Source organism: Sinobaca sp. TMA16-18, assembly GCF_059510535.1.
In genome coordinates, this window is sequence record NZ_JCAKFM010000007.1 from 152,986 (window position 1) to 178,590 (window position 25,605).

At 42.5% G+C, this 25,605-nt stretch carries 28 protein-coding genes; 10 read left to right on the plus strand and 18 right to left on the minus strand.

Translation table 11 applies throughout. The features are described 5' to 3' along the window. Positions 1–21: 21 nt before the first annotated feature. Complete coding sequence (locus AC5W14_RS13470; protein WP_496058399.1) at positions 22–762, minus strand: Na-translocating system protein MpsC family protein; 741 nt, start codon at positions 760–762, stop codon at positions 22–24. A 463-nt stretch (positions 763–1,225) separates the two neighbouring features. Next, positions 1,226–1,687, minus strand: coding sequence for a DUF2512 family protein (locus AC5W14_RS13475; RefSeq protein WP_496194730.1), 462 nt, complete (start codon positions 1,685–1,687; stop codon positions 1,226–1,228). A gap of 1,430 nt (positions 1,688–3,117) precedes the next feature. Between AC5W14_RS13475 and AC5W14_RS13480 the strand changes: the two genes are divergently transcribed. Together AC5W14_RS13480 and AC5W14_RS13485 are read left to right on the plus strand one after the other, a co-directional pair. After that, the gene (locus AC5W14_RS13480; protein WP_496194731.1) at positions 3,118–3,846 is read left to right on the plus strand and encodes a hypothetical protein; all 729 of its coding nucleotides are present in this window, start codon (positions 3,118–3,120) and stop codon (positions 3,844–3,846) included. 14 nt (positions 3,847–3,860) lie between these two features. Next, the gene (locus AC5W14_RS13485; protein ID WP_496194732.1) at positions 3,861–4,151 is read left to right on the plus strand and encodes a hypothetical protein; all 291 of its coding nucleotides are present in this window, start codon (positions 3,861–3,863) and stop codon (positions 4,149–4,151) included. An 89-nt stretch (positions 4,152–4,240) separates the two neighbouring features. Here AC5W14_RS13485 and AC5W14_RS13490 read toward each other — a convergent pair whose 3' ends face one another. From AC5W14_RS13490 to AC5W14_RS13505, 4 genes are all read right to left on the minus strand, one after another. Next, the gene (locus tag AC5W14_RS13490) at positions 4,241–4,744 is read right to left on the minus strand and encodes a Gmad2 immunoglobulin-like domain-containing protein (protein WP_496194733.1); all 504 of its coding nucleotides are present in this window, start codon (positions 4,742–4,744) and stop codon (positions 4,241–4,243) included. A 154-nt stretch (positions 4,745–4,898) separates the two neighbouring features. After that, complete coding sequence (locus AC5W14_RS13495) at positions 4,899–5,183, minus strand: hypothetical protein (RefSeq protein WP_496194734.1); 285 nt, start codon at positions 5,181–5,183, stop codon at positions 4,899–4,901. Positions 5,184–5,394: 211 nt separating this feature from the next. Next, positions 5,395–6,222 (minus strand): dihydrodipicolinate synthase family protein, encoded by an 828-nt coding sequence (locus AC5W14_RS13500; RefSeq protein ID WP_496194735.1) that lies wholly within the window; start codon positions 6,220–6,222, stop codon positions 5,395–5,397. 38 nt (positions 6,223–6,260) lie between these two features. Further along, the gene (locus AC5W14_RS13505; protein WP_496194736.1) at positions 6,261–6,929 is read right to left on the minus strand and encodes a class I SAM-dependent methyltransferase; all 669 of its coding nucleotides are present in this window, start codon (positions 6,927–6,929) and stop codon (positions 6,261–6,263) included. Between the two features lie 226 nt (positions 6,930–7,155). Between AC5W14_RS13505 and AC5W14_RS13510 the strand changes: the two genes are divergently transcribed. Both AC5W14_RS13510 and AC5W14_RS13515 read left to right on the plus strand, forming a co-directional pair. Next, a complete protein-coding gene (locus AC5W14_RS13510; RefSeq protein WP_496194737.1) occupies positions 7,156–7,473 on the plus strand; it encodes a cupin domain-containing protein in 318 nt (105 codons plus the stop codon). Between the two features lie 18 nt (positions 7,474–7,491). Then, positions 7,492–7,941 (plus strand): flavodoxin domain-containing protein, encoded by a 450-nt coding sequence (locus tag AC5W14_RS13515; protein ID WP_496194738.1) that lies wholly within the window; start codon positions 7,492–7,494, stop codon positions 7,939–7,941. Between the two features lie 109 nt (positions 7,942–8,050). Here the strand turns inward: AC5W14_RS13515 and AC5W14_RS13520 are convergent, their stop codons facing one another. Both AC5W14_RS13520 and AC5W14_RS13525 read right to left on the minus strand, forming a co-directional pair. Further along, positions 8,051–8,416, minus strand: coding sequence for a hypothetical protein (locus tag AC5W14_RS13520; RefSeq protein ID WP_496194739.1), 366 nt, complete (start codon positions 8,414–8,416; stop codon positions 8,051–8,053). Between the two features lie 193 nt (positions 8,417–8,609). Further along, complete coding sequence (locus tag AC5W14_RS13525; protein ID WP_496194740.1) at positions 8,610–9,215, minus strand: Crp/Fnr family transcriptional regulator; 606 nt, start codon at positions 9,213–9,215, stop codon at positions 8,610–8,612. Positions 9,216–10,383: 1,168 nt separating this feature from the next. Between AC5W14_RS13525 and AC5W14_RS13530 the strand changes: the two genes are divergently transcribed. Together AC5W14_RS13530 and AC5W14_RS13535 are read left to right on the plus strand one after the other, a co-directional pair. Beyond that, positions 10,384–10,629, plus strand: a complete 246-nt coding sequence (locus AC5W14_RS13530; RefSeq protein WP_496194741.1) for a hypothetical protein — start codon at positions 10,384–10,386, stop codon at positions 10,627–10,629. A 98-nt stretch (positions 10,630–10,727) separates the two neighbouring features. Further along, entirely contained in the window at positions 10,728–11,177 is a 450-nt protein-coding gene (locus AC5W14_RS13535; protein WP_496058412.1) for a universal stress protein, read from the plus strand. A 223-nt stretch (positions 11,178–11,400) separates the two neighbouring features. Here the strand turns inward: AC5W14_RS13535 and AC5W14_RS13540 are convergent, their stop codons facing one another. Further along, positions 11,401–12,726: a 6-phospho-alpha-glucosidase gene (locus AC5W14_RS13540; protein WP_496194752.1), complete on the minus strand. Its 1,326-nt coding sequence runs from the start codon at positions 12,724–12,726 to the stop codon at positions 11,401–11,403. 21 nt (positions 12,727–12,747) lie between these two features. After that, entirely contained in the window at positions 12,748–14,340 is a 1,593-nt protein-coding gene (locus tag AC5W14_RS13545) for an alpha-glucoside-specific PTS transporter subunit IIBC (RefSeq protein WP_496058414.1), read from the minus strand. 218 nt (positions 14,341–14,558) lie between these two features. Here AC5W14_RS13545 and AC5W14_RS13550 point away from each other — a divergent pair, with 218 nt between their 5' ends. Next, complete coding sequence (locus AC5W14_RS13550) at positions 14,559–15,314, plus strand: MurR/RpiR family transcriptional regulator (protein WP_496058415.1); 756 nt, start codon at positions 14,559–14,561, stop codon at positions 15,312–15,314. Positions 15,315–15,440: 126 nt separating this feature from the next. Continuing rightward, a complete protein-coding gene (locus AC5W14_RS13555) occupies positions 15,441–16,004 on the plus strand; it encodes a hypothetical protein (RefSeq protein WP_496194742.1) in 564 nt (187 codons plus the stop codon). Positions 16,005–16,132: 128 nt separating this feature from the next. On the opposite strand, the gene AC5W14_RS13560 is transcribed toward AC5W14_RS13555, so the two are convergent. From AC5W14_RS13560 to AC5W14_RS13575, 4 genes are all read right to left on the minus strand, one after another. Beyond that, positions 16,133–16,435, minus strand: coding sequence for an ArsR/SmtB family transcription factor (locus AC5W14_RS13560; protein ID WP_496194743.1), 303 nt, complete (start codon positions 16,433–16,435; stop codon positions 16,133–16,135). A gap of 19 nt (positions 16,436–16,454) precedes the next feature. Beyond that, the gene (locus AC5W14_RS13565) at positions 16,455–18,110 is read right to left on the minus strand and encodes an FAD-dependent oxidoreductase (protein WP_496194744.1); all 1,656 of its coding nucleotides are present in this window, start codon (positions 18,108–18,110) and stop codon (positions 16,455–16,457) included. A 240-nt stretch (positions 18,111–18,350) separates the two neighbouring features. Continuing rightward, a complete protein-coding gene (locus AC5W14_RS13570; protein WP_496194745.1) occupies positions 18,351–21,722 on the minus strand; it encodes an efflux RND transporter permease subunit in 3,372 nt (1,123 codons plus the stop codon). Next, positions 21,719–22,192, minus strand: a complete 474-nt coding sequence (locus tag AC5W14_RS13575; protein ID WP_496058419.1) for a MarR family winged helix-turn-helix transcriptional regulator — start codon at positions 22,190–22,192, stop codon at positions 21,719–21,721. The genes AC5W14_RS13570 and AC5W14_RS13575 overlap by 4 nt, the downstream gene beginning before the upstream one ends. Before the next feature lie 185 nt (positions 22,193–22,377). Between AC5W14_RS13575 and AC5W14_RS13580 the strand changes: the two genes are divergently transcribed. Continuing rightward, positions 22,378–22,821, plus strand: coding sequence for a MarR family winged helix-turn-helix transcriptional regulator (locus AC5W14_RS13580; RefSeq protein ID WP_496194746.1), 444 nt, complete (start codon positions 22,378–22,380; stop codon positions 22,819–22,821). 72 nt (positions 22,822–22,893) lie between these two features. Here the strand turns inward: AC5W14_RS13580 and AC5W14_RS13585 are convergent, their stop codons facing one another. Genes AC5W14_RS13585 through AC5W14_RS13600 form a run of 4 tightly spaced genes read right to left on the minus strand, consistent with a single transcriptional unit; the run spans position 22,894 to position 24,669 of the window. Further along, positions 22,894–23,250, minus strand: coding sequence for a gas vesicle protein (locus AC5W14_RS13585; protein WP_496058421.1), 357 nt, complete (start codon positions 23,248–23,250; stop codon positions 22,894–22,896). Between the two features lie 20 nt (positions 23,251–23,270). After that, positions 23,271–23,579 (minus strand): gas vesicle protein K, encoded by a 309-nt coding sequence (locus AC5W14_RS13590; protein WP_496058422.1) that lies wholly within the window; start codon positions 23,577–23,579, stop codon positions 23,271–23,273. After that, entirely contained in the window at positions 23,576–23,821 is a 246-nt protein-coding gene (locus AC5W14_RS13595) for a gas vesicle protein (RefSeq protein WP_496058423.1), read from the minus strand. Before AC5W14_RS13595 ends, AC5W14_RS13590 begins: the two co-directional genes overlap by 4 nt. Continuing rightward, a complete protein-coding gene (locus AC5W14_RS13600) occupies positions 23,821–24,669 on the minus strand; it encodes a GvpL/GvpF family gas vesicle protein (RefSeq protein WP_496194747.1) in 849 nt (282 codons plus the stop codon). The genes AC5W14_RS13595 and AC5W14_RS13600 overlap by 1 nt, the downstream gene beginning before the upstream one ends. Before the next feature lie 158 nt (positions 24,670–24,827). Between AC5W14_RS13600 and AC5W14_RS13605 the strand changes: the two genes are divergently transcribed. Continuing rightward, a complete protein-coding gene (locus AC5W14_RS13605) occupies positions 24,828–25,439 on the plus strand; it encodes a TetR/AcrR family transcriptional regulator (RefSeq protein WP_496058424.1) in 612 nt (203 codons plus the stop codon). The last annotated feature ends 166 nt before the right edge of the window (positions 25,440–25,605 follow it).

Genomic DNA, 25,605 nt, shown 5'->3' on the forward strand with positions numbered 1-25,605 from the left:
TACTTCCTTTGTAATATCAACCTATTTTTGGTTTTCTTTTTTCTCATTTTTATTTTTTTTCGAATTTTCTAAACCAATCAGTAAATATCCTTTATCTTTCTGGAAATGCCAATCGACAAATGTTTCTTCGATCGTTCGCTGTAACAGACTTTCCAGCACATGCTTGGCAAATAAATTTTTTTCCAGCGGTCGCTTTACAGTTTTTAAGGTTTCGCCATAGTTTTGTTCGATCAATGCGTTTTCAATTTCCACAAAGATGCCAATTCGTTCGACTAAAATCAGTCGCGGGCTTAACCAAAATAGATTGGTTTCCTCCGGTTCCTTCTGCACTTTTTTGCTAAGCGCAATAATCTCACGGCGAAACATATTTTGATTTAATTCTTTGGGCCAAGAAAACGTATCCAGCTGTTTTGGGGAAACATCCAGCGAAATCCAAACCATCCCCGTGCATTTCTTATTCTTCCGAAAATTCCAATCGTAATACATGTCCAGAACACTCTCGTCGGTTTCTTCCTCCACAATCTGCTGAATCACAGGGAGAACTTTAATCATCATCTGTTCGCGTAATTGTTCTAGTTGCAGCTCCTTGTCCTGGTGCAATAACACCTCTTCCATAGGAGCTAAAAAGCCTTTCAAATGAATCGTTACAAAAGGGGGCGTAATCATCACGTATATGCTCTCAGGACCTTTCCCAAACTGCGTTTGAAACATTTTCCCTAACCGTTTTGCTGCCTGCTGTTCGTTTTCTTCGTGTATAGGCATGCAAGGTAGCCCCCTTTCATGAATGATCCTTTATTGTATTTACCTTTTTCTAAAACCCTCTAAACAAAAAAGCTCACACGCCTGCTCCCCGGGAAACAGACATGTGATCACTTCAATGAGAAGGAACCTTTGTTTGCCCCTTTCGCTTTTAGTATAAACCAACGAACTCTTTTCCTACACTAATCAAGAAAGAAATGGAGCAAATTTTATAGATCGTATAAAAATATCTTTGATAAAGAATGTAGAATAGCTTTCTTAATACTTCGTTGCCATACATCTACCAGGTATGAAAAGCAAAGCAAGCTAAAGATTAATTAAACGTAGGAACCATGCAGTACTTTTTTTACGGTCCATCTGTATCTCCCTATCTCTATCATTAATGAATGAATAGGCCTCGATTTCTCAACTCTGTACTCCTTAAAAATCCCACTCTTGTTTTCCCCAATTACAACACTCCTTTTATTTACCGGTTCAAGGTCGCTTTATCGCGGTCTCTTTTAAAGAAAACATTTCGATCCAGGTATTTATGGAAAAACCACTCTCCTCCGCCGATGATTAGAGCGGAAATAAGGGCTGCCTGTACGATGTCTTCACTGGCGGCAAGAATGAATTCTTCCATTAACCAGATTACCAGAAAGGCCAGGACGATATCTCCAACCGTTGCCATAACATTGCGTTTTATATGGTCTGCAAGAGCACTATCCGGGCCGGACCGGGTCATATGATCCGTGGCGGTTTGAATGGAACGACCTTCCTTTTTGCGGAAAATCATTAGATCTCCGAGCAAATAAGCCAGCAACGTTAAAACCAGACTAATAAGCAGTGTGTTACCGATCTCCACATTGTAAAACCCCGTCAAGACGATTAACAGGACGATAGTTACCATAGGAAATTTCATGCTAAGTGCTTTTACATGCTTCAACATCTTTCATCTCTTTTCTATTTTATTTGATAACCCCTCGGTTTCGGCGGCTATGCTTCTGCTGCTCTATACAGATTGCTGGATGAAGCCATAAAAAATAAGCCGAAAAAGGCCATTTTCCCTTCTCGACCTATTAGCAGGCATTAATTCTTCTATTGACAGCCGGTCTATTGGCAAACAAGATCATTTCAGATGTAAAAAATTCCTCTGAAACATGTATCACCTGTTTACATGATAAGAAAAGGGCAGCTCCTGTTTTGTGCTTATCCAAAGAAACGACGACGATCCTTCACATGGAACGACCACACATGGAATTTCCGGACAGTTCGTCTCGTTGCTTCATTTGTAGTTCCTATCGATAGGCTCATTCATGCAATGGTAGTTACTATTCATAAAGACAAAAAAATAAACCCTTCTTTAAGTGATAGCAACACTCAGCAGGTTTATTTTTTCTTTTATTCTCCCCTAATAAGAAGAGAATAAAAAAGAAGGAAGTTACTTATGACTGGCAAGCTACATTCCATTCAATCGAATCAGCAACTACCCCCAAAGGAATTAGAGAAGGATAATATATTTTTACCCTTCTTCAGATTTTATAAACATTTTTGTCTTTTTATTCTAAATATTTTAACTTTTTTACGCTTTCTCTCTAAACTTGCAGATAGGTTTTTGGACCGGACTATATTCCTCTCTTCCTTCCTTCGTTGTTTACTCATAATAGTATGATCTCAAAAGGGGTTACTATGATTTTCATGCGCTATTTTCCCCCATTTCCGTCTCTATCTTCTATGTTTTTTCATATGTAATATACTACTAATCTAATACTTGACCACCGCTTTCATTGCTAGCGTGTCCTTTCTCTCATGTTTTCTACAGAAATGCCTGCTGCTTCTGGAAACGAAATAGGAAGAGAATGATGATCATTGAATCTATTAGTTAACTTTACATAATCGCGGTTATTCGAAGCTCTTAACTATACGAAAGGTGAAAAGGTGCAGTACCGATGTATTTAGCAGCCTCTTCTCTCTCTTTCTGTTTGTGTTATCGTACTTTAAAAAAAGGGGCAATCTAATATTGAAAATGTTAATTAAGTAAATAGTCACAATGATAAATATTCTGAATTATCTGTTTTAAACTTCCTTTACTATAGTAAAGGAAGTAACAGTGTGCTACACTTCAAGAAAAAATATTCATCCAAAATTTTACAAAATATTCAGGGTTTTAATATGTGTGAAGCTATCGTTTTCTCCAGTTAAAGCGAATCCGTTTTATTGCTGTTATACATAAGGACGATCCGTTCCCTATGCATTTTTGCCTTTTCTTCTTTTTTAAAAGAGAATATCGGCGGGAAAAATGTAAACACCTGCAGGTCATTGTTTTCAGGTAAATGTACTTCAAAGAATTTTCATCAACCCTAAAATTAGTCTTCGTCAATGGATGATAAAGTCGACGCAGAAGATAGTCTAATGGGATTAATGAATGGAGGCGTACACATGAATACCAGGCATAATCTAGAGGATAGTAAAAAGCGGCTAACACCATTAGTGATTATTCGTTATACAGGCTTGTTTGCAATAATGGGAGGAAGTCTCTATATTGTTATTCAGTTTATTCACCCGTCTGATGATATATCTTCTGTTAACACAAACTTATGGGTGGTTGTGGCGTGCTTAACGATGGCTCTGGCCCTCTTTAACTTAATAGGAATTACGGGAATCTATACAAGACAAGTGAAGGAAAGCGGTTGGCTTGGATTAATGGGGTTTCTTATATTTAGTCTTTTTTGGTTATTCGCAGCGTTCTTCAGCTTCATTGAAGCTTTTGTTTTGCCGCTGCTTACCACCGTGGCTCCACAGTTTGTAGAGGGATTTATAGGGATTTTTAGCGGATCCGTCAGCGAGGTCGATCTTGGGATTCTTCCGACTATTGGCTCACTGGCCGGGGTAATGTATATCCTTGGAGGATTCTTATTCGGCATGGCAATATTTCGTGCTAAAGTCCTGTCACGTGTAGGAGGTGCTCTTCTTGCTTTCGGTGCTGCAGCGACCATCGGTGCCTCCATCATCCCTCACCCATTCGATCGGTTATTTGCGCTGCCGATGGGCGTAGCTTTGATTTGGCTGGGATATGCTCTTTGGACTGAACAGAAGAGAAAGGTATAACAGAACAGAAAAAAATGAGTAAGAGAGAATACTCTTCCCTCTCTCAGCAGCCCGTTGAAAACAAAAACAAGGCCATCCCTACCGAAACGGTCCTCTTTGTACTTGTTTCGGTGAAAAAAATAAAAAAAACTGCCCCTTTTGGAGCAGCCAAACGCAGAAAGAGCGGTTCCCAAGGGCAATTTGGAGGGATGGGTGGTGGACCCACTGTTAATGTATCATGCTCTTTTTTCTCTGCCTATAAATGTTTCCAAATCTTTACAAACACTTTACATAAAACAACTTTTATTTATGAGAACATCCAATAAATATACGATGCATAGGTTGCTGATCCTCGTATATCTTGATGAAAAGAACGGAAACACTAATATGTACCAGGGGCCCGGCTTTCCTTTATTTAGTTAGATGCGCGTCGGCGGAAAAGCAGAAACGTTCCTGTCATGAATATCACAACACCAAGAAGCACAGCAGCAGGGTAGAAAGTCGAGGTCGCTGGAAGCGGACCTCCCTCTTCTCCGATGGTAACCGGTATTTCCAGTTCGTCCATCCGGCTGCCGTCATCAGCACTTTCACTGAATACAATCACGGTGAGATCACGCGATTCTCCTTCGTCCAGCTGGGCTACTTCGATTTCCAGATCGAATTCTCCCCAATCCGGACCGGCTGTGGCAGCAGTCGTAAATCCTTCATCGATTTCCTGGCCATCTTCCACTACCACATATGATACGGTTGCTTCGAATACCCTGGCTTCTCCTTCAATCAAAATCGTATTGCCTTCGCTTTCCACACTATGAATGCGGAAGGAATCATTTTCATACGTTGTTTCTGTCGCAGCGCCTGCCGGTAACACAACAAGAAAGCAGATGAATAGTACCATTACTGTCAGCAGTAATTTATTCACTATGGATCCTCCTCATAAGGAAGAACCGGGGCCCCTACTTCCTATTTTACTCTAATATTACTTCCATTACATAAAAAAATTGTCATTACTTCCATTGTTTAGATCAAAAAACCGCTCCAGACGTATGATCTGGAACGGTTTTCTTTATTATCACTTATTCAACGGAAGACGCAATTTTATCTAAAGACGCTTGGACCGCAGATTTTTCTTCATTACTATAAAAGGATGCCAATAGTTCATAACAGGTCTCAAGATCCACTAAATAACAGTCGTGTGTGCCGGTGTTGTACACAAAATGATTCAGCTCTTCGCCTTTAATACCATCAAGCACTTTATATTGTTCAAGATTGAATAACTCACGCATGCCTCCCTGCGCTAAATCCATAAATTCTTCTCTCGAGATTTTTCTTAATGCCGTAAATTCTTTTTGTACGCTCATTTGCAGCCTCCTGTATATTCTTAAAATTGATCATTTAAAGAGTGTTCTTTATGATCTCAGACTTTACATATTATCACAATTTCCGCCTGGAGAATACGATTTCAACTTCTCATAAAGAATGGTTGAAATTGCAATGCTCGGAAAAACACAAACAGAAAAAGATGACTATTTTAGAATGATTTCAATAGGATGGGATGGGCTTTACACTTCCCTATATCGTCCCAATCGGGCTTCTGCAAATTCCGATTGACGTACCTTGCTGATTCAATATTTTTTTAAGGTTCACAATGGCGTTTCCGTTATAAACCTGTTCCATAATTGATTGTACGGTGTCGCTTTCCTGCTGTGACATTGCCTGATTGGTAAGGAATTGGTTGAACCATTGGCTGATTTCTACTGGATTTATATTGCCGGCCATGGAAGAAAGCCGATTATATCCGCAGTTTACTTTATCTTCTAACTCCACTTCTCCGCCTGCATAAAAAAAGAAGTCCTCTCTCTGGATAACGTCTCTTAACCGCTTTATTTTTTCTTTATCTCCGGCTTCTTTTATACCCACTACCCAATTCAGCCTGCTTAATTGAACAATGCTTTCCTCTGACAAATCAAACCCCGTTCTATTCGGGTTATTGTACAAAATGGCAGGTTTTTGACTGATCTCAACCATTCTTTTGGTATACAACATAGCTTCCTGCTGGGAGGGCACGATGTAAGGCGGATACCCAATCATCATCCCTGCCATTTTTGAAGAGCCTATCTTTTCAGCTAATATCTCAGCCTCTTTCAGCCTGGTGGAAGCTGCCCCGAATATAATTTCCATATTGCTGATAAGCTCTTCTTCCGACTCCAGAGCGTCTATTATTTCTATTTTCTCCTGAAGGTTCATACTATGCTGTTCCCCCGTGGTTCCAGAAACCAGAATAGATTTTACTCCGTGGTTATATATATTTTTAATATGGCTGATGGTGCCCTGGGTATTTAACGATTCATCTTCGTAAAAAGCGGTAGGTACCGCAATATGGAATGGTTCTGTCAGCATATATTTACAACTTCCTTTCGTTTTTTACTATCATTTTGTTAACGTGTGGCTTCTTCCTTTTTCTCCAGCGTTACTTGATACAGCCGTTTCGGCAGAGCACCTTCTTCGAATTCATGTTTTTCCACGACTTTGTATCCTTCTGCTAACATTTCCACTTTCTCTTGATTAAAGAAATGCACGATAAATCCATTTGCTTCATACAGATCTTCTCCATGGTGAATGCCATTGCCGTACTGTGGATCGCCGACGTGTCTTGCCGTGTAGATATTATACCCCCGCGGGCGCAGAACATGTCGTATATGCCGGCTTAGTGTTTTCAATTCTTCCGACGTCATTGCCATACAGTACAGCATATGGGAAAAGCATCCGTCCATCGAATGGGCAGCTAGTGGAAATGGCTGGCGCACATCATGCCGGGTTACGGTAATCCGGCTGTTGAGGCCGTGTTTTACGGCCTTTTGCTGAATGGATTCAACGCCTTCTTTTGTGTATTCCAGTGCATGAACATGGAATCCGTTTTGTGCGAAGTACAAAGTATCCCTTCCCTGCCCGGCACCAAGCTCTATCATACGAGTATAGCCTTTTGCCTTAAACATTTCTGCAGCTCTTACGGCCGCTTTGCTTGGTTCACCGCCGAACATTTTTTTATTTTTCGCATATACCTGCTCCCAGTGCGGCTGCTGGGTATTCAGTATTTTACCATCCATAATGAGCCCTCCTTTTCGTTAGCCGTTTTCTCCCATTATAATCGAACCAATTTCTTTTTAAAACGACAAGCTGGTGTGTACTGCTGTTAATACCAGCTTTCCGGAAGAATAGTATTTCAAAAGTTTTTCGTTCTTGATGTACGTCAAGTTTTTATTTTATTATGTCGTTTATGATAAAAATAACAGAAGATATTTATTCTGAGAAAAATACAAAAATGGAGTGTGTATGATGACTATACAAAAAATGCAGGATCTTCAAACGTACGATGAAAATCAAATGACCAAACAGATTGTTTTTACAGGACAAAAAAGCAAAGCGATCGTGTTTAATTTCCTCCCCGGACAGATAATGCCTGCCCATGGCCATCCTCAACAAAACGCCTATCTGACTGTGATCGAAGGAACAGGAGTATGTTACTTGGATGACAAGGCTTCCCCGGTACAGCGGGGCGATATGATTCACTGCGATCCGCATCAAACCATCAGCGTAGAAAATACAGGCGCTGCCGCAATGACCGTTTACGTTGTACTTGCAGAGGAATAGGCAGAACAGGAGGACGTTATGACTATTGGTATCGTGTATGCAACGATGGGAGGCAGCACAGAACAACTTGCTTCTTTCATTAAGGAATATTTGATCGAAAAAGGAATACAGGTAGACCTGAAAGATGCTTTTGAAGAAGGCGCGGAAGATATACTCGAATACGAGTGTATCTTTTTAGGAAGCTACACCTGGGGAGACGGCGACGTAGCCGACGAGATGCTGGACATCTATGAAGATCTGGAGACGATGGATTTAACAGGAAAGTTTTTTGGCGTGTTTGGCTCAGGAGATACCTGCTATGAATACTTCGCGGGGGCAGTGGATAGGTTTAAAGAAGTTATTCAAAAGCAGGGAGGATATATTGCTGTGCCGGGGCTGAAAGTAGATATTGATTCGGAAGAAACAGAAATACGAAAGCAGGTAAACGACTTCACCGAAGCCTTTTTAGAAGCTGCAAAAGCAAAATAAAAAAGCTTTTAATCGCAGCTTCATGAGGAGACATAAACGCCGGGGTTTATATTTTTTCTTCCCGGCATTTAAATACCTTTTATTCTCTTTTAAAACAAACAATTTGTATTTAAAAAAGAGAAGATTGAGTTCCGCTTTGCCCTCCTTTCGTAATGTCTGCCGGCATTTTATGGGTCTTCTCAAGAATAAGGAAATAGTTTCGATCAACTGCTTTTTTCACTTTATAGAGCACTACTCCACCAAGCAAAAACTGCACAGTCATTAACAACGTAAAAACGAGCGGAACTGCCGATTCTTTAATACCTAATAATGTTAATAACAACAGTAATTGAAAAAGAAATACTTTTTTTGTCCGCAGCATGACAGTAAAGGCAAAAGTTAAAATGGCAATAATAAAAGCAAAGGTATGATCCTGAATAAGAATATGCCAGTTAAAATTAATGACGGAAAGAAACACGGGTTGGAATACATTCATTACCCTTCACCCCCGCTGCAGCACTTCCATCCTTTAACATTAGGATTTTTCATTTCTAAGCCCCCTTCTGTCCTTCAATTATCTAATAGAAGGGAGCACACTTCCTTGACGCAAATCAATATTTGAAAATCATTTGCACTTCCCGATAAACCACCTAATTTACCTGGTTACTACCCTGCCTTTCTCTTCTAAGCTAGACCAGTTGTAGACCGTCCAGATCCAATACTTTTATTTTCCTGCTGCTGATCTGTTCAATAAACCCACGGTCTTCCAAATCCGCCATCCTGCGGCTGATCGTTTCCGCCGTGGTACCTAAATACGAGGCTAAGTCTGCTCTCGTCATTGGCAGCTCCAGAGTATCGGTGCCAGGCAGATTAGTGGCTGCCTCCACTAAATACAGCGCGAGCCGTGTTTCTACTTTATCCGCAGCAAAGTGGGCTCTTTGGTTTTCGGAGCGGTTCAACCTTTGAGAAAACTCTGTGAGCATTTTTAAAGAAATGGCCGGGTATTTTGTTAAAATGGTCTGGAAATCGTTACGTGGAATCCTGCATATTATCGTATCTTCCACTGCCTGGGCGAAGGATTGATGGGTGGATTTATTAAAGAGAGCATACTCCCCGGTGAAGTCCCCGGGTAACAGCAGAGAAACTAAATGTTCTTTCCCGCCTTCTGACAATCGATACATTTTCACTTTTCCCGTATTCACAATATAAAGAGCGTCTGATTGACTCCCCTCCTGAAAAATAAGTTCTCCTTTTTTGTAGGAGCTGGATTGAACAGTTTTCATGATTTCACTCATTTGAACAGGCTCCAAATGATTAAAAATCGGGACGATGGATACGCACAAGTGCTTCGCGCCACTCGCTGAACACGTACACTCTGTTCCTGTGGGTTTACATGTTTCAAATTTCTCCATTTTCTATTCTCCTTTAATACAAAATCTTTTACACTTATATTTATTATATCTGATTCACTCTTCATCTCCACATTCATCCAACGAGCAGAAACCATCTAAAACAGAAAAATAATAAGAAAATACTGAAAATACAAAAAATATAATACCTGCTCGTGCCGCCATGTTCGGAACCTATAGTATTGTTACATTCGAATGATCAGAGGTGATACAATTGACATTCAGTTTAACAAGTCCATACTTTGTTATATAGCCGGTATCTTATGCGGATAGTCTGTTTTAACAAATACTCCAGCTATTGAGAAAGTGATGATGTGTATGAATCAATCAAATAAAGGGTTCCTTTCATATAAATAAGTTCCATTTTTTCTTGAATAATGCCTTTGCTGATCACAAATAAAATATATTCTGTAATAGATATCGTTTTTTTAACCAGATTTTTTGTCTTTTCTTCCACAGTTTATTTAGTTTTATAGAAAATAAGGGCAGTTCATGATTTATTAATTCAAACATGCTGTTCTAAACGAATTGACCTCCAAGCTGCATGCATTTACACATTCTGCAGAAGATATTCTATGCGTAGGCTGATACAGGGAAGAAATAACGACCCTCCTTCCCTTATATATCGCTTTCACCCACAAAATGGTTATTTAATTCAAAAAAATATTGATTATATGAATACGTTCAACGCTGCCATGACTGCCGCTTTGGATATATTTTCAAATGATTCAAACAGTAATTAAAAAATAACTAAAACCCTCTTAAATAGTTAGAATATTACATTTAGTATCTCTGCAGTTTCTTTTTAGACAAACTATTACATTTCAGAAAGGGTTTTATGATGAAATATTCTATGCGATGTGCCGTATATGAAGAAATGCTTTTCTCCCTCAAACGACCTCCTAAAGGTTTACAGGACCTTCTTTTCCACGCTTCCCATAATGAAAAAATAGCCAGCATTACTCCATTCTATGGATTCTATCTTTATCCTCACGAATGGCTCTATTATTCCTTACAGAATCATGATCCCTTAGTGGTTGAAATGAATGCAGCAATGCTGATAGCTCTGGATGCACCCGCAATTGAAGCAGATCCTAAAATGATTCTTTTCTTTTCTATCGCTTCTTCCCCAAGCAATAAGGAAGTATGTAAACAAAGTCTCTCAGTCGCGTTTAATACGAGCTTATTTTTTCAAATGTTTACCCACCTGCAGCACAAAGTGGCACTTGTAGAAAAAGATCAGCAATTTACGATGCGTAAATACGAAAGCAGGCTGAAAAAAGCCGTTATCCATCACTAAATAGTTTATTTCCCTATAGTTATATTTATACCCTATTTATTTTCAAAACCCTCCTGTTGATCTATTCAAAACAAAGCAACCTGAAGGAGAAGTTATTAATGGAAAATTATCAAAAAATTCTATCAGCTGTGGATGGATCAGACGAATCCAAACATGCTTTTAATAAAGCGGTTGCGATAGCGAAAAAAGAAGAAGCAGAACTTATTATTTGTCACGTGGTGGACACAAGTTCTTTTAATAGAATAGAGCATTACAACTCCGCCTTTATTTCCGGTCTGGAAGACTATGCAAAAGAACTGCTTACCGATTGTGAAAAACAGGCAGACGAAGCAGGAGTCAAAAAAGTAATAACGGTACTGGAACACGGCTCACCTAAAGTCAAAATACCGCAGGAAGTGGCTGGGAAATATGAAGTAGATCTTATTGTGGCAGGTGCTACCGGCCTGGGCGCAGTAGAGCGATTTATTACAGGAAGTGTTTCTGAACAAATTGTAAGAGGTGCTGCATGCGATGTCCTGATTATTCGCATGACGAAAGAGAAACTTTAACAAAATATTTCCATTTTAGATTTTGTAGAAACGCTTTACTTCTGGCAGGGCCAGGGTGAATAATTTTTCTTCTTCCACGGAAAGCCGGGAACGTTTAGAAAACAGGTTGAAAATGTAGAATTCAATTAACATCTTGGAGAAGTAATTAAAATATCAGCCGATAGCCCCTATACAGTAAAAATGCCGGATATTCCATAAGGAACATCCGGCATTTACATATTAATTAACGAAGCTCCGGCCAGAAGCCTTTGTTTGCTTCCTGCAGATCTTCCAGAATGTCCTTTGCAACCTGTGCGCTCGGAACAATGCGGGAGAGCGTCAGGGCCTGCCACAGCTTTTGGAAAGACTTTTCATGCCACGCTTCCACCACCAGCTTTTCGACTGCGACCTGCTGCTCCATCAGCCCTTTCTGGAATCGTGGAATTTCTCCCTGGACGAGCGGTTCCGGTCCGTTGCTACCGACAATACACGGCACTTCAACCATCGCTGTTGGCTCAAAGTTGCTTATCGCTCCGTTGTTTTCTACAATAAGCAGCATTCGCTCTTTTGTGTTGTAGGCAATGGCACGGGCAAGATCAACGATGTAGGAAGCGTGCTCGTCAATATGAAGAGCGGAATCAGCGGCGGTGCCCTTTTCAATAATTTTGCGGCACTCTCCGAAAACAAACGTTTCTCTTCCTTCCATCACTTCGTTGGCCCGCGTTTTTTCCGGGTTGGAATGAGCAACTTCGTAATCCGGGTAAAGATAATATTTTAAATAGGTGTTTGGGACAGTGGAAGGATCCAGCGCCTGAACATCCTTCGCTTTAGCAAACGTATTGTTCCAGCTTTCATCTGCGTGCTGCAGGGACTGGTCCTCTGTCACATAGCCGAACCTGGCCACATGTTCCCGGATACGGGGCAGCAGGTCGTTTCCTTCTTTGTCACGGATTCCGGTCCACCAGCCAAAGTGATTCAGGCCGTAATAGTCCACTTCCATCTCCTTACGGCTTTCCAGTCCAATTGCGGACGCCATCAGCTCTTCAATCCCAATCGGCATGTCGCAGATATTAAGAATTTTTGCATCTGGACGCATTTTCCGCGTGGCCTCCGCCACAATTGCAGCCGGATTGGAATAATTCAAAAACCAGGCTTCCGGGGAATACGTCTCCATGTAATCAACAAGCTGCAGTACGTCTCCTATGGAGCGCATCCCGTAAGCCATGCCACCCGGCCCGCACGTTTCCTGGCCGACCACCCCGTGCTTCAGAGGGATCTTTTCGTCTTGTTCCCGCATGGCGTACTTTCCGCTTCGAATATGGGCCATAACGAAATCAATATCAGAGAATGCTTCTTCGGGATCTGTCGTTTCAGTAAAACGAATGTCCGGTGCTTTTTCCTTTAAAATGATTCGGCAGGCGCCGGCAATCGTCTGCTGCCGCTCTTTGTCGTTGTCAAAAAACTTAATCTGGTCTATTGGAAGCTTTTCCAGGTTATCCATCAGCATCAATATGATTCCCGGTGTAAATGTACTGCCTCCGCCTGCAATAGTAATTGAGTGTTTTTTCATCATTGACATCCTTTCGTTTTCTTAATTTTCATCAATAAACGCTTCAATAGAATCTCTTACCTGAGGAACGGACAGCCCGACAATAACCTGAATGCTTTGGCCGTTCTGCACAAGTCCGTGTGCTTCCCCATTGTTTTTAAAGTAGTCTGCCTCCTTAACCTGGTCCGGATCTTTTACTGTAACGCGGAGTCTCGTCGCGCAGTTGGTAACATCCGTGATATTGTCCACACCGCCCAGTCCTTCAAGAAATGCGGCAGCTCTCCGGTCATAGTCGCTTGCGTACGCTGCAGCGGGTTCAGATTCAGCACCTTCTTTTCCTGCCCGGTAATCCGATTTCGTATAAAGCTTGGTTTCCTGACTTTCGTCTTTTTCCCGTCCCGGCAGGGCGTAGTCAAATTTCACGATCAGCCAGCGGAACAGGAAGAAGTAAATAATGGTAAATACCACACCGATAATAATCTGCGCGATATAGACACCCCAGTGATTGCCCATGAGCGGAATCCAGTTGGTTGTCGCAATCTCAATCAGTCCGCCGCCCTGATTGCCGACGAGACCGAATGCACTCTGCAGGGTAACCATGGTGGCGCCGAGAAGCGCATGAAGCAGAAACAACAGCGGTGCAATAAACAGGAAAGTGAATTCCAGCGGCTCGGTAATTCCTGCGACAACTGCCGTCAATGTGGCTGCCAGAAGAAGGGCTCCAACCTGCTTTTTCTTTTCGGCACGCGCTGTGCTGTAAATAGCAAGCGCAATTCCAATTGAACCGAACATTTTAATATTGCCCTGTAGAAGGAAAGCCCCTCCTTCCCACTGTTCACGAAGCGGTGTATCAGAAGATGCTAATTCGCCGAGTCTGGATACCCAATTGGCTGTAATACCGCCGTCCACGACGGCCGGACCAAACTGGAATGGCGTATAAATAAAGTGATGCAGGCCGGTTGGAATTAATATCCTTTCCAAAAAGTGAAACAGCCAGACCCCAACGTATCCGGAAGAAATCATAAAGCCCTGAAGAGAACCAATACCGTCCTGCACTGCCGGCCACACCCAGGCAGTTAAAAAGGCCATCGGGATCATGACAAAGAAGGAAATCATGACAATAAACGGTCCGCCCTGAAAAATGCCAAGTGCATCCGGGAGCTTTTTGTCATAGTAGCGGTTATGAAGCCAGATCGTAATACCGGAAATCACAATCGCACCCATAATGTTTGTGTCGAGCGTCAGGATACCTGCGATTTCCGTTAATCCCGTTCCATCTGCCCCTTCGCTTAAATCAACACCGAACGCCGGACCCCACACATCAAGAATGGAGTTGATAAAGGTGTTATACATTAAGTAGGCCACCACCGCAGCAAGCGTTGCTCTTCCTGCGGCTTTTTTAGCCAGCGAAATAGGAAGCCCGATTACAAATATAAGCTCCATATGGTCAAATACAGTCCACCCTGTATTTTCCATAAAGGTCCAGATCTGATACCAGAGACTGTCCGGGTCCGCCAGTCCACCCATAATCTGCTCGTTTTTAAATAGTGTCGCCAATCCGACAATAATACCGAAAAAAGGAAACAACAGCACCGGCACAATCATTGCACTGCCAAATCTTCGAATAGAATTCATCATTATTCCCCTACCGCCCTTTACATAGTTTTTGTGATCGTTCTCTTTGACTAATGTCAGCTTACAAATGAAAGTGCTTACAATCAATACAGTCAGGGCAGGCAGGGAAACGAACAGCAACTTCGGACATTGTTTCAGAAGCTGGAAATTTTCCCGGCAAATATAGAAGAATGCTATACTGAATACAGGAATCATCCCGTACAACAGGAGGAACCACGATGTCTTTAGAAGAATTGATCAACACTCATTACGACAAACTGAATGAAAACGACATGCATGTACTTAAATACATTCTGAATCATAAAAACACTTGTCGGAACATGGGCATTAATGAGCTGGCCGAAGCTTCCCTTGCTTCCCGCTCTTCTATTCACCGGCTCACTAAAAAACTCGGTTTCAGCGGCTACAGTGAATTTAAAGTGTTTCTAAAATGGGAAGAGAATACTGAAAAAGATTCCGGGAACCACATGCAGGTATTGGAAGACGACATCCAGGCGACATTAAAAAACCTTTCTTCCCTCAATTTCGAACCGATCTGTGAAAAGCTTTACGCGGCCAACCGTATTTTTATCTACGGTACCGGCACGGCACAGCTTGGCTGCGCACGGGAAGCCCAGCGTCTGTTTGCTTTGCAGCAGACCTTTGTGACTATTATTTATGATGCGGTGGAGTTTGAGGTGATGCTCAAAGCGATGGGACCGGACGATGTGGTTATTATTATTTCCCTCTCCGGTGACACGCCGAGCCTGCTTCCGCAGGTACAGCAGCTGACAGCACGGGGCATTACGTTTATTTCCATTACGAATTTAAAAAACAATCGGCTTGCCCAGATGTCCCCTTTCAGCATTTATGCTGCCACCAGCGTTTTTCACGCTGGAAACGGTGGAGAGATTGTGTCATTCATTCCGCTTACGATAGCAGTCGAAGCTCTTTTTCGACGATTCATTCTATACAGGGAAGCACATGAAAAGTAGAATAACGAAAACCGCCGGGCATCCGTGATATGCCTGGCATGTTCTGCTTGATTTTCTGTACATAAAGTCCAGCTTCAAAAAAGGCAGCAAGATCCAGCGGAAGAGAGAAAGAGGAGATGTAATCCATTGAAAGAACATACAAGTTCTCACAAACCTCTGCGGGTGCCAAAATTTTTGCATGAGTTATTTGGAAAAGAAGCAACTAAGCCTGAAGTAGTTCTAATCTTATTGAGCTGTATTATAATTTCGGCTCTGCTTTTGTCATCCACCTATGAAGAATGGCTTCATTTGTCAGTATTAAAGATTATTCTATTGGTAGTCTTAGCATTAGATCTTTCCGGGGGAGTAATCGCTAATGTTACAAGATCCACTAATGAGTATTATCAAGCGGAAAAAAGAGCAGGCTTCATTTTTATTGCTGTTCATATTCAACCTTTACTAATCGGATGGCTTCTTGGTAATTTTCTGTTGGGTCTGGCTGTGTGGATTGGAGCTGCAATCACTGCAGTGATTATCTTAAACCTCAATAGACGCATTCAGCGTACTGCAGGTATGGCCGCTGCACTCTGCGGGATTACTTTCGTAATTTTGGTGCCGGATGCCTTAGTAATTTTAAAAGGTCTACTTGCCCTGTATATCTTCAAGCTTGTTTTCAGTTTTGCCGTGAATCACACGAATTATAGGCGATGATCTCTAAAAAGAAACAATCAGATCCATAATGACCGTTCTATATGATAAAAAAAGAAGGAGCTGCCCTTTTTTGGGGCAGTTCCTTTTACATTAGTGCTTCTGAATAGTCATGGATGAAATAATCGTTTTCATGGACAGAATCCTTTCTTCATGTCTTCACAAATGCAGGCTTCTGTATCGGAACTCAACAGCGACAATCTGTCCGTTACGTCTTCGATCACTTCTTTATTCAAACGATACATGTTTTTGTTTCCTTCTTTTCTCACAACGATCAGATTATTTTCTTTAAGTGTTTTCATATGGTGGCTTAACGTCGGCTGGGAAAACTCAAAATGTTCCAGCAGATCACAAGCACAAAGCTCACCGCATGACAGCAGGTCCAGTATTTCCAGGCGGTTACTATCGGCAATGACTTTTAGATACCGGGACAACGTTTGATAACTGCTTTTGTTATTCGTTTTTATCAATAGAATTCACATACCTTTGGTAGTTTTTATTGCCTCCGGATAAATTATACACGTTCTCAAATCCGAGATTAATCAGCACGTTCTGGGCCGCATTGCCCGTCGTGCCTTTGTTGCAGTAGGTGACTACCGTTTGGTGTTTATCTGCTGTCTCTGCATATTCCCGCAGGTTTTTAAGAGGAACATTTACAGCGTTCTTAACATGGTTCTTTTCATATTGTTTGGGAGACCGCACGTCAATCACATGAATGTCCTCACGTTCGGCTTTCTCGGTTAATTGTTTTGGGGTGATGATGTTTCTGCCCCGCTGAATATTGTGACCGATCATTCCTGTATAAATAACCGGATCTTTTGTCGTAGAGAAAGTCGGTGCGTAGGCAAGATCGAGGTGGAAGAGATCCTCTACTTTTGCTCCAAACGTCATCGCCGTTGCCAGCACATCGATACGTTTATCGACGCCCTCATATCCAACAATCTGTGCACCGATAAGTCTGGACGTCTCCTTATCAATGATCGCTTTGATGACCATTTCTCTGCCTTTCATGTATTCAGGCTGATTTGGTTTGATGTTATGAAAAACGTCTATATTCATGTTTAACCCGGCGGCTTCTTTTTCCGTCATACCGGTCTGGGCAATTGTCATATCGAAAACACGTACGATCCCGGTTCCTAAGATGCCTCTATGCTCCAGGTCCCCGCCGGTTAAACGGTCGCCTGCAATTCTCCCCATCTTATTGGCAGTCGAACCAAGGGGTCTGTACAGCGGCTGTCCGGAAACGACACTGAAACTTTCCGCCACATCGCCGATGGCGTATATATGCGGGATATTGGTTTCCAAATACGTATTTACTTCAATAGCACCCGTTGCTCCCAATCTGACCCCGATTTTTTCTCCTAGAGATACGTTAGGCTTTACTCCAACGGCTACTATTACCATGTCCGTGTCTATTGTCCGGCCGCTCTCCAACGTAAGCTGTGTGATCGAGCCTTCCTCTGTCACGCTCTGTATCGTTTCTCCAGTAATGACCGTTGTTTTCTTTTGAAGGTATTCTTCCACCATATAACCCATATCCGGATCCAGGTTACTCATAAATGTACTTCTTTGAATAATCGTCGTCTCATATGCCGCCAATTGTTCCAGCATTTCCAGACCGATGAAGCCGCCGCCGATAATCGTAATCTTTTTGACCTCGTTTGCATGAATGTATTGGTGAATAGCTTTAGCATCGTTGATATTTTTGACCTGAAAGGCATTTCTGTAGTCTCTGGAATACAGCTGCGGCAGTTCTATCGGGCTTGATCCCGTTGCCAGAACCAGCTCATCATATGGCTGCTCAAACGTTTCATCCGTCACTAAATTCTTAATGGAAACCGTTTTGTTTTCTTTATTTATATTTAGTACTTCGTGCTGGGTGTGGATATTAATATGAAACCTGTCTTTGAACCATTTGGCATCTCTTGGGGTCAGTTCATCAATTTCTTCTACTTCTCCGCCAATAAAATAGGGAATGCCGCAAACCGAATACGAAATATCTGTGTCTTTATCATAGACAGTAATGTCAACCTCTTCATCATTTCTTCTCGCTTTTGCTGCCACGCTTGTACCGGCTGCCACTGAGCCTATAATCACTATTTTTCTCATTGTCCGTTCTCCTTTTGATAGGTGCATCTCTTTTTCTTCTTTTCTCCACTCACTGTTATGTACCTTTTTGATTAAAATCCGACAAATATAGACTAACATCTATATTGATTATTATCTATCTTCTTTTTTGTAAATTCTCTTTCTGTGCCAATACCTCCCGCCTTTATGCTGAATCCAGTGCCTTAAGCAGTACAAAAAAGGAGCTGCCCCAAAAGGGCAGCTCCTTTAACAATTTATTGTTTATTCGCGGTTCGTCTCATTATTGTTCCTATCATCGGAAGAGGATTTTGTTTTTCGGACCAGCTCTTCTAAAATCCCAACAATTTCATCCTTGGAATACTGGTCTTTTTCCGCTCCGGTTTTGTTTTCTGTCGTTATTTCATTTGTTGTTTTAATGTCTGATTCATTGGTGTCTGTTGTTTCAATCGTTTCCTGCGTGGCTGCATGTTCAGCAGCCAGGTATTTATCCCGCTTGTCTACAGTCTCTACCGTATTAGTTTCGGTATCGATATCGCGCTTGTAAACAATTTGTCCGTCCGGTGTCATAAACTTCTTGTTCATCGTTCTTGTTGATTTGTCAAACAAGCTGTAGATAACCGGTATAACAAACAGGGTCAAGAAGGTACTGCTGATTAAACCACCGATTATAACGATACCCATCGGCTGAATAATTTCTGCTCCTTCTCCGATACCAAGTGCTAATGGAATAATACCAAGGATCGTCGTGATCGCTGTAATCAGGATCGGTCTTGTCCGGTCCTGCACGCCGGTAACAATGGCTTCGACTGTCGGCAGGCCTTTTTGCTTCTGCTGGTTGATATAATCGACCAGCACAATGGCATTGTTGACGACAATACCTGCCAGTACAATGACCCCTATCATCGCCATCGCGCTTATCGGGCTTTGCGTGATCGTGAGGGCAAGCATAACCCCGATTACAAACAACGGCACGGTAAACATAATGATAAATGGATATTTAAACGACTCAAACTGGGCTGCCATAACCAGGTAGATGAAAATCAGACCAAGCGCAAAGGCTAAAGCCACATCGCCCATCAGGTCATCAATCATTTCCTGGTCGCCGCCTACAACAAACTCTGCGTCGCCCGCCAGTCCTGCATCATCAATAACATCATCCACGACTGTAGAGGCATCACTTAAATCACTGGATGCTGTATACAATACGTCAAAATCAGCCGTTGTGATCGCGTCGGCCCGGTTGATAACAGAAGGAGCCTGGCCATCTTCTATATCTGCTACGTCAGACAGCGCAATGTAGTCTCCCTCCTGGTTCGGGATCGTAATGTCTTCGAAGTTTTCGGTGCTCTCCAGCACTTCATCTGCGTAGCGTACATTTACATTGTACGTGTCATTGCTGTCAGTCGTAATGCTGCCGGCAATTTCTCCACCGGTTGCCGTATTAACCGCCTCTGCAATCTGTGCCGGAGCAAGTCCTTCGTCTTCGGCTGCTTCGCGGTCGATAACGACCTGAAGCTCAGGTGCCGTTTCTTCTTCGGTGCTTGTGACACTGCGGATAATACTCTCGTCTTCGAGGGCTTCTACGATTTCGTCACTCGTCTCAGCCAGACGGTCCGAGTCGGGATCCTGAATGCTGAAGGAATACGTGTTAGGCTCTCCGCCTAATCCGGCCTGGGCGAAATCCTGTACTTCGATATCGGCCGCCTCATCGATGCCTTCTATTTCATCGGCAAGCTCTTCGGTAAATTCGGCCGTGGTCGTATCGCGTTCTCCTGCGCCCACAAGATTGACAATAATCTCAGCGGTATGGCTTTCAGAGGTTAATCCCCCCTGCTGGGAAGTAGATCCAATGGTGCTTAGATAGCTTTCAATATCGTCATCGCCATCGAGCTCATCTTCGATCTGGGCGATGGTTTCTTCCGTTCTTGCAAGGGTGGTGCCTTCTTCGTGTTCTACATCCACTAAAGCAATACCTTCATCGGAATCAGGCAGAAATTCAACGCCGGTTGTGGACAATCCGAGGGCACCAATTGCTAAGGTCACGAGCGTAATGACGATAACAACAGCTCTTCTGCGAAGTGTCCAGCGGGAAATACGCTCGACTCTTTTGAGCATCGACGAATTCTTGCGCTTTTTTTCCACTTCTTCTTTTGGAGCAGTTAAAATTCTGCTCGCGATCATTGGAACGATGGTCACTGCTACGAACAGGGAAGCAAACAGACTGAATGCCACCGCTATAGATAATGGGGCAAATAGATCTCCAACAATCCCTGTAATAAAGACAACAGGAAGGAAAATGGAAACGGTCGTTAATGTAGAAGCCGTAATTGCTCCAGCTACTTCACGTGTACCGTCGGCCGCTGCCTGCTTCGGGGTTTTCTTCATGGATAAATGACGGTAAATATTTTCTACAACGACGATGGAGTTATCAACAAGCATCCCGATTCCGAGTGCGAGCCCCCCAAGGGTCATCATGTTCAAGCTGATATTTGTAAAGAAGAACAAAGCAAATGTCGTAATAATGGAGAATGGTATAGCAATACCGATTATTAACGGTGTTTTTAAATTACGTAAAAAGGCGAATAACACGACCATTGCCAGGATACCACCACTGATAAGAGCAGTAATAACACTGTTAATGGAGTCTTGTACATATTCTCCTTCATCATACAGTGTAATAGCATCCAGGTTCGAATACTCATCTTCCTCAAGCAGGCTGCTCAATTCATCATTAAATTCACTTGATACCTGGGTCGTATCTGCATCTGATTCCTGCATAACGTCCAGCTGAATGGAGCTTTCCTGATTTACTCTCGTGATAACATCTGCATTTTCGCTTTGCAGCGATACTTCCGCTACGTCTGATAACGCAATATCATCACCGGATTCAGGATCCTGGGAAACGGTAAGCTCTTCTAATTCCTCTGCGGAGCCAAGCTCGCTGAGAATCCGGGTGGAAATAGATTCTTCTGCCTCTTCATCGACGATTACACCACCCGGTACAGCAGCTTCCTGCCCCTGGATAACCTGTACGATATCCGATTGAGAAATACCGGCGTCTTCAATTTCCTCCTGATCTAGTATAACTTCGTACTGCTCTGTTAAGGAGCCTGACTCAGAAATACTGGCGACACCGCCGATTCGGGACAACTCTCTTTCGAGAGAAGCCGTCTCTTCCTGAAATTCCGTTACTTCATCTCCGCCGCCGGAAACAGCCAGCTGAATACTCGGAAACATCGAAGGATCAAATTGCAGAAAAGCTGGTGTTCCTGCGTCATCTGGAAGCTCTATCTGCGATATCGTAGAAACAATCTCTGTTTCTACATCATCAATATCCGTGTCTGCTGTGAACTCCATAATGACAATGGAAGAACCTTCCAGCGACTGGGAGGTCAGCTGATTGAGTCCGGAAATGGTAGACAATTCGTCTTCCAGATCTTCGGTTACATCATTTAACACTTCCTCCGGTCCGGCACCGGGATAGCTGGTGCTGACTGCAGCTACCGGCGCTTCAACATCCGGGAACAGCTGGACAGGTAAACGCGTCAGCGATACGGCTCCTAATATTAAAAGTACAAGCATAATAACAATCGTAAACTTTGGCCGTTTTATCGACAGGTCCCATATTTTCATTTACTGCTTCTCTCCTCTGATGTTTGTAATAGCTGGTGTGGTTTTTCTGAAAGGGCGGTTTCAAAAGAACGCATCACGTTCTGAACTAATTTTAAATCGTTAATATCTATTTTAATAAGGTACTGTTCGATGAGATTCTGTTCCATTTGAAGGAACTGTTTTTTCATCTCCAGCCCTTTCGTTCCAAATTCAATGTGCACTTCTCTGCGGTTTTCTTTATTAACGACGCGCTTAATAATAGATGATCCTTCCAACTTTTTAATCGTCTGACTCACTGCACTTCTGGATATATCACAGTATTCTGCCAGACCGGTCATCGTAACGTGCTCCTGCTTCAGAATATATAACAACATCACCTGCTGGCGTTTTGTTAAACTGATGTCCGGAAACGGAAAAAGCTGCAGCAGGGATTTATGTATTTTACGGTAGCTTTCCATCATTTCAGTAAATACTTTTCCGTGCTCTTCCATGGACGTTCTCCTTTCTTTTTCGATGCAGGTTTCATTCTAACGTAATTTGCTTAATAATTAAATAGATAAACAGTTTATTTTTTTAACTGTTTAGCAATTAACCGTTTTCATAAGAAACATTTCTCTGCTCTGCCTTTTCGTGATAGGATTCATGTATCTATTTTTTACTTAAAGGAGATCATCTATTGAATTCAGAGCCAGCAGATATATACCGGGTTATTGAAATAACCGAACGCATTCATAACACGATCATCAGCGACTTCCCCATGCCGGACCTTCCTTTAAATCAACGACAGATCAGCATTCTCTGGTTTGTGTTTCATCATAAGGAAAGCAGCATTAATGATGTAGCACGTCACTTTTACATTTCAAAAAGCACCGCCAGCCAGGCCGTTTCCCACCTCGAGAAAGAGAAATTTCTGGAGCGGACCGTGAACCCGTCCAACCGCAGAGAAGTAATACTACGCCTGCTGGAGCGCGGTGAATATTGGAAAACGCAGTTTAAAGAAGCCGAACGGCAGCTGCATGAAAAGTATTTTTCAAAAATCCCCCAGGAGGATGTTAACAAAATGCAGGAAGCGCTGGAAAGCATTCAGGCAATTGTGGAAGACGAAAAATCAAAAAGCTAACGTTTCGGAAAAAGATATAAAAATGACCCTGCTCTTATGTAAGAGCAGGGCTTTTTGTAGATCATGAAGTTTTTACGGCTGCTTTTTCTGTTCTCGTTCTTCATCAGAATCGGACTGCACTTCTTCAAGCAGACGAACTTTCTCCTGCAGCGCCTTATTTTCCTGTACGACTTCCATTGCCTGAGATGAATAATGAGGATCGTGCCTCCACCAGTCAATCCCCATTTCTTCCGCCTTGTCTATCGAAGCAACGAGCAGCCTGATTTTGATCGTAAGCAGTTCCACTTCGGCAATATTAATTTTGATATCTCCAGCAATAACCACCCCTTTATCCAGCACCGTTTCAAGGATATCTACCAGACTGCTTCCGCCGGACCGGTTATTGGTCACCTGGGCGTTACGGTCACTTACCGGGTATTCGTCGGCCATATATAGCCCTCCTTTTTTCTTTAGATGAGATTGCCAAGCGGGCCAAGGTCAATGTTCAAATCTTCATCCGTTAAACCAAAGATAACCTTCATCTCTTCCATTTTTTCTTCCAGCTGCATCAAGGCTGTTCCAAGCTGTTCGATCTGCTCATCTGACAGATCTCCTCCTTCTACCCGCCTCATCGCCTGTCGTTCGACAAGCTGGCGCAGCAGTTCAATGACCGTCATCACGATCTGCGACAATCCTTCATCTACTTTGTCGGGATCGAGTGAAATTTTTCCAGTCGGATTGCTCGTCTGCAGACCATTTATATTCGGAATATCACTCATGCATAAGCCTCCTGATTTATTTCGGGAATCGTCTGGCTGCTTTCTAAATAGGCTTTCTTTTTATTATCTTCAAGCTTCTGAACAGAGGCTAACAGCACACTTAAATCCAGATAAACGAGCTCAATATCGGCGATCGAAATCGTTAAATCCCCACGGATCACCACCCCGGTTTCAAGCACGGTATCTAATATATCCAAAAGGGTAATATCTTTATTTTTCAGGTCAAGACTATCTTCTCTCATCAGCCTTTCACACCCTTCGCTGTTGTAAAATTGGAGAAATGATAGGAAGGCCACGGACCGGTCACTTCATAATAAAAGCCGGAGTCGTTCTGTTCTGCCGTGTTCCGTTCGGCTTCTATATAAGAGAGCAGCAGCTCCTTTTTGGGGGCATTTACGAGATATACGCCGTTTAGGCTCATATCTTCCCCGCGTCCTGTCACTTTCCGTTCCCAGTTCTTTTTGACATCACTTGCTTCACTCAGCGTTTTAAGATGATCGTGCAGGTCCTGACAGTACGACCTTATTTTTTCCACGGCTTTTTCTTCTGCAAAATTAGCCAGTTTCTTCTTTTCGAAAAATTTCTTCCCTGCCGGCATTGCTTCAATATCGGCCTTTTTTTGTTCCATTTCTTCGCTGTTTTCTACCACATTATTCATAAACGTATCCTTGTCAGCGTATACCTTAATATTCCATTCTTCTTTATCGGCTAAAAAAGCAAACTGGTCTGCAATGGATTCTTTTTTCTCATCCATCATTTGTTCCAGGCTTTCCCGCGATTCAAATATGGTCCCGAACTTTAATGGAACGACGGTATATTTTTCATGGAGTATATTCATCAGCTCATGATGGTGAAAGGCTTTTACCTGCAGCCACTGCATATCTTCGACCTTCTTCTGAAGCCTCTCTTCTTTGTAATCTTCTTCCGGAACCCTGCAGACTACTGCCGTTAATTCTCCGAGGCTCTGATATTCTATGATTTCCGATGGTTCGATGGCTTCTTTTTCTTCCATGGGGCTGCTTGTGTATTCTTTAGTCGGCACAAAAGCATAGACGTAAATCAGTTGGGCATTGCTTTTTTCTTCAGCCATACAAACCTCCTTTTCTTCTGTTGGTTTCTTCATCAACAAATGTGTATTACATATAGTATAATCAGGGGTACAAACCACATACAATCATCAAATAAACGGCTTTTGTTGGCTATTGAACAGTTAACCCTCTATTTGTTGATGAAAAAAGGAGCGAGCGTATGGATGAACACCTGCCTCCGATGGACAGACGGACCAAACGGTCAAAAGATGCCTTAAAAAAATCACTGATCGATTTAATGAATGAAAAAGATTTCAAGAAAATCTCGATCACGGAAATGATGGATCACGCCGATTTAAACCGCGGAACGTTCTACAAGCATTATCAATTCAAAGAAGATGTGTTGGAGGAAATGATTGAAGAAGTAATTGATAGCCTGGCAGCGTCTTTTCAGGAACCATTTCTTCAATACAGGACGTTTGACGCGGAACAGTTAAAAAACTCCGTTACTAAAATATTTGAACATGTTTTTGAGTACCGGAACTTCTATACTGTTGTGGTGAAATCGCAGGTGCTGTCCTGCTTTCAAGATAAAATCAGTGTCGTTCTCCGAGACTTTTCCCTCCAGGAATTCATCCATAAAAAATCCGATCCGCACATTAACGTTGAGCTGCTGGCCAGCTACCAGGCCTATGCCTTTTTAGGAATGATTATCGAATGGATTCATGACGATTTTAAACATTCCCCTGCGTACATGGCTGATCAGCTTCTACGTATTATGCAGAGCAGCGCCTCCCATTCTCCTTTCACAACAGAAGATAGATCTTTTTAACTCCATACAAAAAACACCTTTCTAAATGAAAGGTGTTTTTACAGGTTGTTGAGAAATGAAAGAAACAAGGTTGTTTTTTTTCGTGGATCGTTCGATCCACGTTTTTTTTCGATTTCCCCGAAGAAAATCGTCCTCTAAGCCGCCCGTTTGGCGAGGTAGAGGGCGA